This window comes from Hahella ganghwensis DSM 17046 (assembly GCF_000376785.1).
Lineage (GTDB): Bacteria > Pseudomonadota > Gammaproteobacteria > Pseudomonadales > Oleiphilaceae > Hahella > Hahella ganghwensis.
This window is the reverse complement of sequence record NZ_AQXX01000113.1, coordinates 23,064-38,110: the sequence shown is the minus strand read 5'-3', so window position 1 is coordinate 38,110 and position 15,047 is coordinate 23,064. Positions and strand designations below refer to the sequence as shown.

11 protein-coding genes are annotated in these 15,047 nt (G+C 49.0%); 1 reads left to right on the top strand and 10 read right to left on the bottom strand.

All coding sequences use genetic code 11. The features are described from left to right. Positions 1-38 precede the first annotated feature (38 nt). The 8 genes from F566_RS0113335 to F566_RS0113300 form a co-directional block, all read right to left on the bottom strand. Positions 39-1,442, bottom strand: a complete 1,404-nt coding sequence (locus F566_RS0113335; RefSeq protein WP_020407496.1) for an outer membrane protein assembly factor BamB family protein — start codon at positions 1,440-1,442, stop codon at positions 39-41. After that, positions 1,399-3,687 carry a PEP/pyruvate-binding domain-containing protein gene (locus tag F566_RS0113330; RefSeq protein WP_020407495.1) on the bottom strand — a complete coding sequence of 763 codons (2,289 nt, stop codon included), beginning with the start codon at positions 3,685-3,687 and terminating at the stop codon, positions 1,399-1,401. Before F566_RS0113330 ends, F566_RS0113335 begins: the two co-directional genes overlap by 44 nt. A 317-nt stretch (positions 3,688-4,004) precedes the next feature. After that, the gene (locus tag F566_RS35465) at positions 4,005-5,075 is read right to left on the bottom strand and encodes a transaldolase family protein (protein ID WP_020407494.1); all 1,071 of its coding nucleotides are present in this window, start codon (positions 5,073-5,075) and stop codon (positions 4,005-4,007) included. 48 nt (positions 5,076-5,123) lie between these two features. Next, positions 5,124-6,659: an FGGY-family carbohydrate kinase gene (locus F566_RS0113320; RefSeq protein WP_020407493.1), complete on the bottom strand. Its 1,536-nt coding sequence runs from the start codon at positions 6,657-6,659 to the stop codon at positions 5,124-5,126. A gap of 11 nt (positions 6,660-6,670) precedes the next feature. Then, complete coding sequence (locus F566_RS0113315; protein WP_245555246.1) at positions 6,671-7,750, bottom strand: alcohol dehydrogenase catalytic domain-containing protein; 1,080 nt, start codon at positions 7,748-7,750, stop codon at positions 6,671-6,673. A 186-nt stretch (positions 7,751-7,936) separates the two neighbouring features. After that, entirely contained in the window at positions 7,937-8,923 is a 987-nt protein-coding gene (locus F566_RS0113310; protein ID WP_020407491.1) for an ABC transporter permease, read from the bottom strand. After that, positions 8,907-10,418 (bottom strand): sugar ABC transporter ATP-binding protein, encoded by a 1,512-nt coding sequence (locus tag F566_RS0113305; protein WP_020407490.1) that lies wholly within the window; start codon positions 10,416-10,418, stop codon positions 8,907-8,909. Before F566_RS0113305 ends, F566_RS0113310 begins: the two co-directional genes overlap by 17 nt. Before the next feature lie 101 nt (positions 10,419-10,519). Then, the gene (locus F566_RS0113300; RefSeq protein WP_020407489.1) at positions 10,520-11,440 is read right to left on the bottom strand and encodes an ABC transporter substrate-binding protein; all 921 of its coding nucleotides are present in this window, start codon (positions 11,438-11,440) and stop codon (positions 10,520-10,522) included. Positions 11,441-12,012: 572 nt separating this feature from the next. Here F566_RS0113300 and F566_RS0113295 point away from each other — a divergent pair. Further along, entirely contained in the window at positions 12,013-13,026 is a 1,014-nt protein-coding gene (locus F566_RS0113295; protein ID WP_033416242.1) for a LacI family DNA-binding transcriptional regulator, read from the top strand. A gap of 95 nt (positions 13,027-13,121) precedes the next feature. On the opposite strand, the gene F566_RS0113290 is transcribed toward F566_RS0113295, so the two are convergent. Both F566_RS0113290 and F566_RS0113285 read right to left on the bottom strand, forming a co-directional pair. Continuing rightward, positions 13,122-14,189, bottom strand: a complete 1,068-nt coding sequence (locus tag F566_RS0113290) for a hypothetical protein (protein ID WP_157496779.1) — start codon at positions 14,187-14,189, stop codon at positions 13,122-13,124. A gap of 66 nt (positions 14,190-14,255) precedes the next feature. Beyond that, the gene (locus tag F566_RS0113285) at positions 14,256-15,038 is read right to left on the bottom strand and encodes an SGNH/GDSL hydrolase family protein (protein ID WP_020407486.1); all 783 of its coding nucleotides are present in this window, start codon (positions 15,036-15,038) and stop codon (positions 14,256-14,258) included. Between the last annotated feature and the right edge of the window lie 9 nt (positions 15,039-15,047).

The window sequence follows — 15,047 nt, the reverse complement described above, 5'->3', positions numbered from 1 at the left end:
CAGACATCCCCCAGACACAGCACCGCGGGCTTTCAGCCTTAGATTTTCGTGGACTTGAAAATACTTCCCTTCATGCCGAAGAGGTAGAAAGCATCCTCTATCACTAGGGGATCCGCATAGATGAGTTCATCCTGGACGAAATCCACTTCTTCCCTGACACGACCACTATCCATATCCACAATCAAAACCCCACCAGTCCGTTTGGCATAAATGATTTCTTTGCCATTATAAAACTGGACAGAAGAATAAGATCCCTGCTTGATCTCAGACTCGACCTCCCATTTAAGCTCATTATTTATCGCGTCCCATGCGTATAGGTTGCCGAAGAAATCATTCAGGTAAATCACTTCATCTTTTACAATGGGTTTGCCTACCACAGGATAGTTAATCACCAGCGAGTGGGTTCTTTCCCCTGTCTCTGTCATGCAGGAAATTCCTCCGACATTGGTATCAATGTGGATTTCTCCCTGGATGAAACACACATTGTCTTCCACTCGCATCGGCCCGTACCAGGCTGAAAGCGGCAATTCTCTTTTCCACACTACAGAGCCGTCTTTCAGGTTCAGTTTGAATGCAAAAGGCCTTCTGAGGCTAAACCCTTCCCTGGGGATGCCAGTACCAATATAGACATGTTCACCGACCACCAGAGCAAAACCATCCATATGCCCGCCCTTGAATTGCCAGATCTTTGACATGGTGTTCGGATCAACGGCATAAAGCCCGTCTTCCCCGGCAGTCTGCAATAGATAGTCGACACCTTCATGACTGGCGAACACAGGAAAGATTTCCGTATGGCCGTTAGTTTCAAAACGAGAAACAACCTGTTTGCTTTCCGGATCAAACTTATAAATGCCCATACTGTGCGATTGGTGCAAACCCTCACCAAAGTATAGATGGCCTTTATACAGGGTTGGGCTGGGCGTCAGAAACTTGCCCAGGAACAATCGGTTTTTGATATTACCGGTATTGGCATCAGCCACATAAAGATGACCTTCGCTCGTCCCAAAGAAGAGTTCATCTCCCACCACCGTGCCGCGGGCAAAAATTCCCTCATCCTGCAATGATTGCTCCCAGAGAGCCATAACGCCCTGCCTTGCTTTCTGGTAGTACTCCGTTTCCTGATTGGCGAGCTTCTGCACAACCCGAGGAACCGGACCGTTTTTAATATGATTGAACCCCAGAAAGCCGGCATAAATCAGCAAATTCAAACCCACAGCAAACAGAATGATCTTCGGCTTTAGCAACAGCTCCAGAAGCTTTCTGGCCCCTTCCGCCTTTAGCTTGATTCCAAATAATCCAGCAACAAATGTGGCGATCAGACTCAATGCTGTCCCAAGAAATGCCAGTGGCAACAGAACCGTTGGCACAATTGCCTGCTGATACCCCTCGATTAAATAATCAGATGATACGGATAGTTCCATCATTTCCGTCAAGCCAAACATTTTCCCCTCCTTTGAATGTGTTATGGCAATTAATGATTCCGCTAACGGCAGGAATTCCCATCTCTCTGGCAACGATAGCGCAGTGAGACAACACGCCTCCTTTCGAAACAATAATTCCTTTGGCCTTGGTAAAAACCGGTGTCCATCCCGGATCAGTGGATTCTGCGACGATAATCGGATTTGCGGGCCACTTGATGCTCTTCCATTTGTTTGGATCGCTAATGACCAGGATTTCCCCTTTTACCAATCCTGGAGAGATTCCTTCTCCTTTTAGATTGTCGTTTTCTGCGTGCTGGCTGTTCAGCGCGCGTTCGATTTCCTGAATGGAAGTGACCGCTGAGAAATTGAAATTGTTGAATAGTTTTGATCGATGTTTGCGCTCCCTGATGAGAGGCAGGTGAACAGATTTATTAAACTGAACGATTTCTTCCGCATTCAACCAGAAGACATCATCGGTATTGAGTTCATATCTCCGACCGAATTCCATCAATATATAACGAAAATGGGCGAAGGGTTTCAGAATCGCCATTTTCCACTTTTCTCTCAACTCGATCAGGTCTTTCAGCAGATGCCATTCTTCCAGAACCAGGGTTTTCTTGAACGAGTTGAACTGCCGGATTTCCGCTTCTACATCAACAAAGGCATGATGAGTCTTACTCTTTTCATACTCTTCAATACTCATATCATAGAAAGCATCGTCGCCCAGTTCTGACCAGCGTCTGGAAATCAGGTCCAGTTCACCAGGTCCGCGATGGCCATACTTTTCCAGAAACATGCTCCGTAATTCAGGCCGGGCACAAGCTTTCCTGAAATAACGTCCCATTTCATAGGTTTCAGTTTTCACACCATAACCGGTCCAATGACGAATCAGGTCGGACGCCTTGTGATCATCAAAAATATTGGCCAGCAGGGAGTGAAGTGTCTGGATCGTTGTTTCAGTCAGCGAGATAAGCACGTAGGGCCAGACAAGAGTATCACGGGTAAATACCGTCTTTTCCTTCAACAGACGGCTTTTCAACTCGTCATCATTCCAGGATCGATAGCAGTTCAGATCATTCGGTCTGTCCATGATCGTAGAAAAACCTATCAGATCTTTACTCGCCATATTAATGAACTCTTGCCGATGCGAGTTCACATTCAGGCCTGCAGCGATCATGTTGTAAACCGTTTTGGGTGTGTACAGAATCGTTTTCAGATTGATTTTTGAAAACCGAAATTTCAGATGAGGGCGTGGTAACGGCTGGATGGAGTATGGCATGGGTCCGAAAAACAGAGGCGCCAGTTTGGTCAGGTTCACATAGTTCTTGCCAAACACGTTATCCAGTATGGATTCATTCTCTTCCATATCACGGTACCCCAGATAACCGATACGACGCAGAGCCTTATCAAATGCAGCATTCTTCTTAAAGGAATCACTCCAAAGCTCAGTCGAAAAAGTACTGGGATTGATAGAAAGCTCGGCAAAAGTCTGACCATCCCAGGTCGTGTCTTTACTATAGGTCCGCTTCAACCGCTCCAGTTCTTCAGAGGCGACACTCTTGATTTGAGAAATGGAATTTTTTGCGGTAATCGGGCGAGCCTGTAGCAGATGCACAGCACCATAAATATCAATGGCCCATTCAATATCGAAATCCTGGTTGTATTTGGTTTCCAATAACCGGGAAACGTCAATGATTTCTTCCATTTGCTCAGGCGTTATCTCCGAGCTGACATTGCCTTCGTGCACCCGTACCGGTGTTCTCTTACCCGATACCAGATCTTCCCCGACTCCCTCGATGTACTCCAGTATCCAGCCTTTTTCTTCATTGCGGGGATCTTTGCTGAAGAATACTCCGGCATATCTGGCATCCACCATCGCCTGAACCACCACATTCATGGGCAGGGCCTTGGTTGATCCGAGAAAGTGTTGTCGGTAGGAGGTTGATGATTCCTGCAGGATCGAATCGAAACACTGGTCGATCGCGCTTTCCAATGCTTCCCGAGTATCAATGAATAGAAATGAAGCATTTTGACCGGCGAAACTGTGCTCTTTGGAGTCTTCCCCTGTCGCTGAACTCCTCACAGCGACGCAGAATCTTTCCCCAAAAGCCTGACAGATAGTTTCGAGTTCCTGATGATTCGGGCGAGCATCGAGGATGAAGCCTTTGGGAACGCGAACTCCCAACTGCGTCATCATCGCAAGCATATAGGCTTTGCCGCCCACATCGGTTTTGTCTTTCGGTAGAGACGAAAATGAATAGATCACAATAATTCCCTTTAATTGCAATATTGATGTAGTTGTAGAATTACCAGCGTAACAAAAACGCGACAAGTCGTTGAAAAACAAGGCGTAATCCGTGCAGCTTCGTCATGATAGCGTGTTTTCAAAACGCCACAAACTGCTTTCAGCACTTCATGCCGTTAAGAAGTGAACCCTGACACATAACTTGGAGCAGGCGTTTGGGGCTTATTACAGAAACGAAAGAGGCGGCGGGCCTTTGGCCTGCCGCTCTTATTTTTTTGAAGAACAATTATTTTGGAGAACAATGCATTTAGGAGAGAGAACCGCCGAAGGAAATAATCTCAGCAGCCGGAGCCTGCGCAGGACGAGTTATGGTCCCACATCACAACAGATCCCTTCTTGGCGCCATGTGCCGCATTTGTCAGCCATTTATTGCCGCAGTAGGGTGTTCCTGCCAGCAATCCCGGATCCTCAACACGAATGTTGTTTTGGTGCTGCTTTACCGTGGATGAAATCTGATGCCAGTAATCACAGTTGTTCCAGGTTGTCATTACCAGTTTCACATAATCAAAACCGTCACCGACAGTAAACGCATCGCCAAAATAGTACTTCTTGCGATTGATATCATCGTAATAACACTTGGTATGAACAAAACCTGTAAAAGACCCACCATTCGGATGGTTGACGGTTCCCGCATCCGCCAGACCATTAGTACATTCGTACATCAGAGTCTCAGGTTGTTCAGCCTCCATGGAACGTGGAATGTAGCGGTTATGAATCGTTCCCAGAACCCGCACGACATCCTGAAACCCATCGACATAATCGCTGAACACCTGATGTCCGTCCCGCTTGCCATCTGTATATAGGGGTCTGACCATCGCAACACTCCAGATACCCTTCACGTTGGGTCGATGGAGAAGGTCCGCCATCCCCGGATCAATTCCCAGGGTGAGATTGCACTGAATACCTTCACACTCCAAAATTCTGGCCGCTTGAATGCCTTCCCAAGTGGCCGCCAGTTTAATAAGAATACGCTCGCGTCCAACTCCCGCTTGTTCATACAGCTGCACCAGCTTACGAGCCTTGGCCAGGCTGCCCTCATAATCAAACGACAATCTGGCATTCACTTCTGTTGATACGCGTCCGGGTATCTCATCCAGAATTCTGGTCCCCATGGCGACAATCAACCGGTCACAGAGCTCCTCTACCAGTTTTTCCCGGGGAATAGCATGGTCAATGCTGTCCACCAGCTGCTGCAGAAGATCATCATATTTACCGGATTGCACTGCTTTGAGAATCAACGAGGGATTTGTGGTCGCATCTTCCGGCTCATAACAGCGTATTGCCTCGATATCTCCCGTGTCAGCCACGACAGTACTGAACGCTTTGAGCTGTTCAAGTAAAGAATTCATTCTTAGCCTCTTTTACTTACAACTTTTATTACTTACAAACTCGACAGATCAGCGCTTGGCCAATGCATGCATATGAGGCTTGAGGGAGTGATAGATACCACAATACTCTGCAAAGAGTTTGTCATACCGCTGTTTGCGGGTCTGGTCCGGCGTTGCACGTACACGTAACTTGCTCCAACGCCGGATTTCTGCAATATCTTCCACCATTCCACAGACCATGGCTGCCAATAACGCGCCACCTAAGGGGGCTTCAACTTCTTGCTCAATGGTCAACACAGGGTACCCGGTGATATCGGCAATAATCTGCATCCACAGATCTGAATGAGAGGCCCCACCAACCACAATCAATTCCTGATCCAGACAAACTGCTCCTTTGGCACCACATTCCATATTGTGACGCAGAGCAAACGATAATCCTTCCAACACCGCCCGATACAGATGTGATTTGCTGTGTGAAAGAGTCAGACCGACAAAAGCACCAGACGCCTTGGCATCCCAGACCGGGCTTCGCTCCCCCATCAGGTAAGGTAGAAATATCAGTCCTTCTGCTCCTGCAGGCGTTTTGGCCGCCTGCAACTCCATCAACTCATGTACGTCCACATTCTCGAGCAACTGGGCTGCATGCTTGTCCTCAGCACAAAACTGGTCACGGAACCAACTGATCGAAGCGCCTGCCGTTATTGCGCCACCGAAGATATAGATATCCTCGTTACCATTGTGGACATAGGGCATGCTGATCAGGCCATTGCGGGCATCGGTGGATTTGTTGATATACCCCCAGCACATGCTGGTGCCAATCATCGCCACATGGTTACCCGGCTCAATGACACCTGCGGCCAGTGTCGCCATGGCCGCATCCACCCCGCCAGCCACGATAGGAGTCCCCGCTTCCAGGCCCGTCAGTCGCGCCGCTTCTGCCGTCAATTCACCCACAACATCGCCGGACGCCAGCAGACGCTCAGGCATCATCGTCGGGTCTATTCCCAGCGTCTCCAGCATGTCATGCGACCAGCAACGGTCCTGAATGTCGTATACCCCGCCAATATTACCGGCGGAACTGTGGTCAACGGCCAGCTCGCCAGTCAGGTGATAATTGACATAGCTGTTGGGTGGAATCAGGTATTTGGTCTGCCGCCATACGTCAGGTTGATGGCGTTTCAACCACAGCATTTTGGTGAACCCATAGTAGCTGTCCACCCCATTACCGGTCACGGCATAGAGTTTGTCCAGGTCCACGTGCTCACGCACCCAGTCCACTTCATCATTGGCCCGACGATCCATCCAGATCAGGCAGGGGTGCAGGGCATTAATGCCAGCATCCACTGGGATTCCTGATCCACCATAAAGACTGCTGACACAAACCGCCTTGATATCGCCAGGTACCACGTTGCCACGAGCAACAACCTGGCCGAGAGTCTTGTGAACAGCATCCAGCCAGACATCAGGCCACTGCTGAGCCCATAGGGGTTTGGGTTGCTCCACCTGATAGGCTGCTGAAGCCTGGGCAATGAGTTCCCCTGATGCTGACATCAACAGGGCCTTGGTACTCTGAGTACCGATATCCACACCAATTATGTAAGCCATGTCATTACTCCTCAGGGTTTCAACAACACCTTGATGGAATCGGTCGAAGAGGCCAACTTAAAGGCTTCTTCCCAGTCATTCAGACTGAAGTCGTGAGTCACTATTCCTCTGGAAGTCACCAGGCCACGCTCAAGCAAATCAATGGCAACCGGGTAGGTATAAGGCCCCAGGTGAGCTCCACGAATATCCAACTCTTTACGGTCGCCGATCACCGACCAATCGGTGGTCGTTTCTGCTCCAAAGACACTGAACTCAATAAAACGCCCCAGCTTGCGAATGATCTGCAGACCCTGAGTAACCGCTGACGGATGCCCAGTCGCTTCGATGTAGACATCGCAACCATATCCGTCGGTCATGCCTTTTACTTCTTTATCGATATCGTCGCGGCTGGGGTTCAGTACGACATCGGCGCCAAAAGCCTTGGCCAGTTCCAACCGCTCATCTACCATGTCGATAACGACTATTTTGCGCGGCGTCTTCAACTTAGCCACCTGAACCATGCAAAGCCCCAAGGGACCAAGCCCTGCCAGAACCACCACATCATCCAATTGAATGTCCGCGCGATTGACCGTGTGGATGGCACAGGCCATGGGTTCAATCAGGGCTGAGTCTTCCAGAGATACGGAGTCAGGTATCTTATGCAACCGCGCATTTGCCGGTACCCGCATATATTCAGCCATTCCCCCTTCCGCCACATCTTTCTGGAAGCCGAAGATATTGTGCACTTCACACATCCAGTATTTCCCGGTATCACAGAAGCGGCATTTACCACAGGGAACGATTTGTTCTGCAATGACTTTATCACCAACAGTGACACCAAAGTGCTCCGCAGCACCTTCTCCCAGTTCTGCCACCACGCCATAAAACTCATGACCAGGAATTACCGGTGCTTTCAACCAAGGATCATCACCACACCAGAACATATCGGCACCGGAACTGGCTTTGCAGTCACTTCCGCAGATACCGCAGGCTTCAATTTTGATGATCACTTCATTTTGTTTAGCCACAGGACGCTGGCACTGCTCCAGCCGGTAATCATTCGGCGCATGGCAGACCACCGCAGTCATGGTTTCAGGTAATTTGCTCATCATTTCGTCTCCATGATGTTGCTGTACTTTTTTAATCCGAAATTCTGTCGATTCACACTTATTTGAATTCATATTGCTTTCATTCCGCCCACCTCCCGCCAGGCTTTCAAACCTGCTTCTCCTGACGGCAGAACGAGCGAGGCTGCCAGCTTCCCCTCAGGAAAGCTGTTATGAAAGTTTCAGGAAGTTTTATTTATCGCGGCTGCGACTGATATATATCGCCAGCAGTATAATCCCGCCTTTGATGACATTTTGAACGTATGGGGAGACTCCCATCAGATTGAGCCCATTGTTCAATACGCCCAGCATCATGGCGCCAATAAGGGTTCCGATAATGGCCCCGCGACCACCGGCAATGGCTGTGCCTCCCAGAACGACTGCGGCGATGGCATCCAGCTCGAAACCAATGCCCGCATTGGGCTGGCCACTCATCAGACGGGAAGTCAATACAATGCCGGCAAGGGCGGCAGTCACACCACTGATCGTGTATACCAATAATTTATAGCGGGAAACGCGGATACCACTGAGCTTGGCAGCTTCTTCATTGCCGCCTATCGCGTAAATATAGCGGCCGATGGCAGTATGGTTGAGCACCACAAACGCCAGAAGATACACAACCAGCATGACGAGAATAGGCAACTGTATTCCCATAAACTCACCGCGCCCCAGCACTGAAAAGCCCTCAGGTAACCCTGAAATGGGATAGCCTCCTGTATAGATCAGTGCCAATCCACGGGCAATTCCCATGGTTGCCAAGGTAACGATAATTGGCGGCATTTTGGCGTAAGCGACAAATACTCCATTGCCTGCACCAAACAGCGCGCCGACCATCAAGCCCCCCAGGATCGCCACTTCCGGCGGGAAACCAGCAACCATCAATCCGGCAGCCGCCGTGCCTGACAACGCCATGACCGGACCGACAGACAGATCAATCCCCCCGGTCAGAATAGCGCAGGTCATTCCCACCGCAATGATGGCATTAATCGATACCTGGCGTGCCACATTGCTCAGATTTGTCGTGGTCAGGAAGTTATCATTGATAAAAGCCATGGCGATAAATATCACCACAAAGCCAATCAAAGGGTAAAAAACTGGCGATTTACGCCATTTACTCAGCCGGAGCGCGAATGAAGTATTGCTCCTGTGCGGAATCTGGGATTCAGTGATATTGTTCATCACTCGTACCTCCGGTTGCATAACGCATAATTTCGTTTGAGTTCACGGCATCGCCTTCCAGTGTTGCAACAATACGTCCCTGCCGGAACACAGCCACTCTGTCGCTAACGCCCACGACCTCCGGTAGCTCGGAGGAAATCATAATGATGGACACTCCCAGCGAAGTGAGTTGCTTCATCAGCCGATATATTTCTGCTTTGGCACCAACATCAATGCCACGGGTGGGCTCGTCGAATATCAATACCCGACATTCATGGTTGAGCCATCGGGCGATCACTACTTTCTGCTGATTACCACCACTGAGGTTTAGAACCGGCGTTTCACCATCAGGAGCCTTCACCCGGACTTTGGCCATCAACTCGTTAACCGACTCGCTTTCATGCTTGCGGTCGATCAGCCCCCCCTTGCCTGAATGTTTTCTCAGGTTATTGAGCGTAATGTTTTCACGAATGGAAAACGGCAGTATCAGGCCTTCTTTTTTCCGGCTCTCCGGCAATAGGCCAATTCCAAGACCAAGCGCATCGGCGGGTGATTTGAGAGCAACAGCCTCATCATTGACGGACACTACCTTCTGATAAACCGGCGTTGCCCCCAGCAACCCCAATACCAATTCAGTCCTGCCGGATCCAACCAGACCGGCAAATCCCAGGATTTCACCTTCATACAACTGAAAGCTATTTGCCGGCGCTTCCTTGTGAAGTTGGATACAACGAGCGTCGATCACCACTTTGGTCTCAGCCGGGCGGATTTCTTTCGTCGGAAAGCTGTTTTCGATCTTACGTCCAACCATCATTTCGACCAGCGCATCGACTTCCACATCTTTCACAGCGCACTCACCCACTTTGCAACCATCTCTCAACACAGTGACCTGGTCACAGATTTCGTAGATTTCTTCCATATGGTGTGAAATGAAGATCATGCCGACACCCTGGGATTTGAGTTCCCTCATGATGCGGAACAAATGGTCAGCCTCGGAGGGGGTCAATGTGGCTGTTGGCTCGTCCAGAACCAGGATATTCGCGTTCAGGGCCAATGCTTTGGCAATTTCGACGAACTGTTGCTCGGCGACGCTGAGATGATCGACCGGCACATCGAGATCGATATCCACATTAAGGCGCTTGAACAGTTCAGCCGCCTTGCTGCGCATAGTCGAACGATCCAGCAATCCCCAGTGCCTGATCTCACGACCAAGAAAGATATTCTCAACCGCATTCAGGTAGGGAATCAGACTGAATTCCTGGAAAATAATCCCTACCCCGGCCGCAATGGCGTCGTGGTAGTTATGGAACTCACAGGATTTGCCCCTTATGACAATATCGCCCTGATCAGGACGATGGATGCCACACAGAATTTTCATCAGTGTGGATTTCCCGGCACCGTTTTCGCCTAACAGCGCATGCACTTCACCTTCCTGCAACTGCAGGCTGATATCCGTCAGTGCATTAACACCGGGAAAAGATTTGGATATATGTTCAAGTGTAAGAAGTGTGGACATAAGTTCACCTTTGGAATCACTCCGTGTACTCAGCCACTCCTTAATTTAAGAGTAGCCGAGTACCATGACATCGGGTAGGGAAAATGGTTTTCCTACCAAAACTACCAACTGAATCCGGCAGCTTTGTCTTTGTCGATCAAGGTGACATCCACCGGTACCACTTCCGGGACGTTGGCGCCCCACTTTTTGGCCAACGCTATGGCCAATCCAAGGCGGACCTGATCACGAGGATACTGAGCAGAGGTCGCAATGAATTTCGAACCAGGCTTCATCATGGCCTTAATGGCTTCGGGATGACCATCCACGCTCACCAGTTTCACATCCTGGCCACTGGCTTCGATAGCGGTCAAGGCACCCAGTGCACCGGTGTCGTTGACACTGAACAGTCCGTCCAGGCCAGGGTTGGCCTGTAACATGTTTTCTGTGACATTCATGGCCATGTCACGCTCCTGCTTGCCGTTCTGCTTCCCGACAATCTTGATGTTTGGAAATTCCTTCATGGCATCATTGAAACCGCGCACACGCTCCAGAATGGGGACAACAGGAATACCATCAAGAATGGCAACTTCCCCTTTGCCACCCAGTTGTTCAGCCAGATACTTACCGGCCATATAACCCGCGTCATAGTTTTTGGACCCAACAAAAGAGTCCAGAGGACCTTCTGCCTGGGCATCAACCGCTACGGTAATCACTCCAGCTTCATGAGCGGTCATCACAGCCGATTGAATACCGACAGAATCAGTCGGATTCAGCAACAGAATATCCACGCCGCGCTGCAGCATGTCTTCAACATCACTGATTTGCTTGGAGACGTCATGGCGGGCATCAGTAATGATCACTTCCGCATCCATCGATTTGGCGGCACTTTCCAGCGCTTCCTTCATTGTGACGAAGTAAGCGTTGTTAAGTTCCTGAAATGACATACCAATTTTCAATTTTTCTGCCTGGGCAGGAGCTGTAAAACCCAGAGTGAGAGCGACGCCGGTAACGACGGAAAGGACTTTGTTCTTTAAGGGAAACATAGCGTTATCCTTTGTTATTTTTAGAGGATTAATCACCTGACACCAAAATGTTGACGTTTACATTTCTTTTTCTTAAAAAGCCCAAATTAATCGGGCTTACAAGCAATCTCTCAGAACTACTGACTCCTTGAGATTATTTCCTCATAGAATGTAAATGCAATCGTTTACATTTTGACATCTACTTATGCCATCAAATGCAGCATGTTCTCGTTTTAGCACTTCGATTTTATGATTGCAACCCGAAATTTGTTTCAGACTGTGGATTTCCCATTCTTCAACAACAAGGAAATACTGATAAAATGCAATCACTTAAATAATTTTATTGGATAATAATCAGGGAGTTAAGAATAGCGTCGTTAACGCCTGAAAATAAAAAGATGAGCCACTTACTATTCCTTTTCGTTTATCACACCTTTCATCTCATTACCGATCAGTTGCGGCAGGAAAGGAACGAAAAACGCTCAGGACAGTATATTCCCTGTGCAAAAATATTCTGCTATGTTAACGTTAACTTTTATAACTTAATTTTGCCACCGCCCGGCTCTGCCAGCGAAACAGCACCAGTAAAGACTATGACAACAAAAAACACCAAAGCGACTATTGCCGACATCGCACGCCGGGTCAACATGACAACCACCACGGTGTCCAGGGCACTCAATAAACCGGAACTGGTTAAACAGGAAACCCTGGAACGCATCCAGGCTGTGGCACGCGAACTTAACTATGTTCCCAACGCCTTCGCACGAAACCTGAAAAACAGCAATAGTGGATTAATCGGCATTGTCACTTCCAGCTTGTATCACCCTTTTTACGGCCAAATGATTAAAGCCATTTCACGGGAAGCCAAAAAGCGTCACTACACCATTATGCTTTTCGATACGGATGCCACTGAGTCTATAGAAGCCAAGGCCATTGAAACATTATTGAGCTATCAGGTGGACGGCATTATTCTGTCGGCGATTTCCGACGATGAAGATTATAAGCCAGGTTATCTGGACCAGTTGCAGCGATCCAACATTCCTGTCGTTCAGGTGGACCGCCAGTTAAACTCTGCTCCTTTCAGCGGCGTTTATCTGGACAATTATCTCAGCGGGTATCGGGGTGGGCAGTATCTGTTGTCTCAGGGTCACCGGCATGTACTCGCCGTGGCTGGCCCCAAAAAATCCCAGATTTCGATCTTGCGCTATCAGGGCCTGCACCAAGCCCTCGAAGACTCTCCAGAGCCCACCAATATAGAAGTGCGCTATGGCGACTACACTCAGGGACCAGCATACGAGGAAGTAAAGCGTTACCTGGATGAGGGTAACCGACCTGATGCCATCTTCGCTTTCAACGTCATGATCACTCTTGGCATCATGAAAGCCATGCGAGAACTTGATCTGAGCATGGATGATATTCCTGTATTCGGCATCGATGAGCTACCCAACGCCGACATATTCAACCTTCGCTTTCCCTGCATCTACCATGATGCTTCCCAACTGGGGGAAATGGCTGTCGAAATGCTGCTGCATCAGATCGATCATCCGGGCACCAGGAGCAAAGATCGGATCGTCAGGGGAATGTTGCAAGCGCCGGCAAATTATTAGTATCCCGGCGCAGCTCATTCGCCTTATCGGCTTTTAAAGCTAACAGCCTTAATCTTTCACAACAGCCATTCCTCTATAAACGGCGGTGGAAAGGTTCAGTTACGACCATACAACCTTGGCCGCTCGTACCGGAAGAACCCGTCTCGCTCTTCCAGGGCAATTGTTTTGGCTTCATGCTTGAAATAGCGCTCTCTCAACTGCTCAAGTTCCCGCTCGAGCTCGGGGCCGCTGAGCCTCGTCGCCAGCGCATTTCTGTCGGCCATGTAGGCCAGACCATTATCCCACCGCTGATTACGCTTTTGGTCTCTTGCTTCAAGCCGCTGAATTTGTTCGTCTGAATAACCAAGCTGTTTTCTCAGTTGATTAATCTGGACCTGCCTCTCTTCTGGAGAAAGATTCCGGAGCCTGCTTTGCACTGATTCGAATCCAAAGTAAACCTGTGCAATGACACCGTTATCCAGCACTAACCTCTCAACACCATCTCCGTAGGTCTCATTTAAGGTTGTCTGCAACTGAAACAGGGTTTCATTCAGTGAATTGGTCTGCGCCTGATCCAGCGCCATAATGGCCTTCTGTACCTTTTGCTGCTTTTGCGCCCAGGCCTGTTTTTCCTCAGCCCAAATCAGCTCAGCATCCTCACCGAACAATTGCCGACGCTTGTGCCATATAGCCCCTTCTCTTTCGAGAAATGCCATTTCATTGAGCACCACCTGGTTTTCTTCCAACCACAACTCATACCCGGCCATCAATTTTACCGTTGTCAGTATTTGGGCACTGTATTCCGGGAAAGCGGTGTCAAGAATCCGCTCAAAGATGACATCTCCATCCACTGGGTAAAGGCCAAACACGTAGTCTCGAATCTCCAACATTCTGGCTTGGGTGGATCTGCTCTGAATGGAATCACCATATTTTTCCACGAGATCCAATGCCATCTGCTGGATAAAGCGTTCAACAGAAATATCACCGCTGGCACTGTCATCGGTCGGGGAGTATGTTTCAACTGCATGACCGGTCCCGGGAATTGCATCACGACTCAGTGTTCTGTCATCGGAAGATACCAACCCTCCATTTTGATGAACACCTGTTGCACTGTTTACCCAGTAAACCGCTCCCGCCATGGCACATGTCAACACGGCCGTTACTACAACGAAAGCACGTTTCATAACCACTCGAAATAAGTTAATAGAATAGGGATGTCAGGCGACTTCAGCGTCGCCTGATTAATTGAATTAAAGTAAAGGTTGCAGCTTAGGCCAGACCAGATCAGCCAGTTTTTTCGAGCCGCCAGTGTTGGGGTGAATACCATCAAAAATGATATCCCCATCATTGATGCTGGAACGCGGATCAACAAACTCGCAATTGACCGCAGAATAACTGCATGCCTGAGCCAGTTTGGCATCACCGTAATCTACTGCTTCTTCCATGCTGTCCAGCAGGAAAAGACCATTTTTGGTGTGGTAGTAGCCCAGATAAATAACATTACTAACGCCGTCTGCATGCATATCATTCAGCAAGTTAACGCCATCAATGTAAATATCGTTAATATAGTTCTTACAGGTACTGCTCAACTTACCGAATTCATACCATTGAGTCTTACAGTCATAAGGATCAAGCATAATGGCAGGAATCAGGATATCGTTTCCGCCACCATCCATGACGATCGTTTCAATGTCACTATTGTCGGAGCGGGCAATTTCATATTGATCCGCGATAGAGGTTGCAATCACACCACCAGTGAGCTCAGCACCAGACAGCGTGTAGCGGCGGAATGTTTCACCCGCATAGTCTTCAAGAAAATCCTGTAAGTCGCCGGAAAGGGCAAAAATGGAATCGCCGATTGTCACCACCTGATCATTATCCGCGTCGGATACCCGGGGATTACTGGCGAGACTTCCGACCCCACCACAACCGGTCATAGCGGCGGCTAATAGAAGAGCGACAGAAGATTTGGCAACTGATTTTAGGCCGAGGGAAGGCAGCAAGTGCCTGAAGTGCACAGTGAGAAGTTTCATTGTCGTTTC

What these genes read in the sequence shown, in the direction of transcription:
- F566_RS0113335 (WP_020407496.1), bottom strand. Translation starts at nt 1,442, where the DNA reads ATGTTTGGCTTGACGGAAATGATGGAACTATCCGTATCATCTGATTAT.
- F566_RS35465 (WP_020407494.1), bottom strand. Translation starts at nt 5,075, where the DNA reads ATGAATTCTTTACTTGAACAGCTCAAAGCGTTCAGTACTGTCGTGGCT.
- F566_RS0113320 (WP_020407493.1), bottom strand. Translation starts at nt 6,659, where the DNA reads ATGGCTTACATAATTGGTGTGGATATCGGTACTCAGAGTACCAAGGCC.
- F566_RS0113315 (WP_245555246.1), bottom strand. Translation starts at nt 7,750, where the DNA reads ATGATGAGCAAATTACCTGAAACCATGACTGCGGTGGTCTGCCATGCG.
- F566_RS0113310 (WP_020407491.1), bottom strand. Translation starts at nt 8,923, where the DNA reads ATGAACAATATCACTGAATCCCAGATTCCGCACAGGAGCAATACTTCA.
- F566_RS0113305 (WP_020407490.1), bottom strand. Translation starts at nt 10,418, where the DNA reads ATGTCCACACTTCTTACACTTGAACATATATCCAAATCTTTTCCCGGT.
- F566_RS0113300 (WP_020407489.1), bottom strand. Translation starts at nt 11,440, where the DNA reads ATGTTTCCCTTAAAGAACAAAGTCCTTTCCGTCGTTACCGGCGTCGCT.
- F566_RS0113295 (WP_033416242.1), top strand. Translation starts at nt 12,013, where the DNA reads ATGACAACAAAAAACACCAAAGCGACTATTGCCGACATCGCACGCCGG.
- F566_RS0113290 (WP_157496779.1), bottom strand. Translation starts at nt 14,189, where the DNA reads ATGAAACGTGCTTTCGTTGTAGTAACGGCCGTGTTGACATGTGCCATG.
- F566_RS0113285 (WP_020407486.1), bottom strand. Translation starts at nt 15,038, where the DNA reads ATGAAACTTCTCACTGTGCACTTCAGGCACTTGCTGCCTTCCCTCGGC.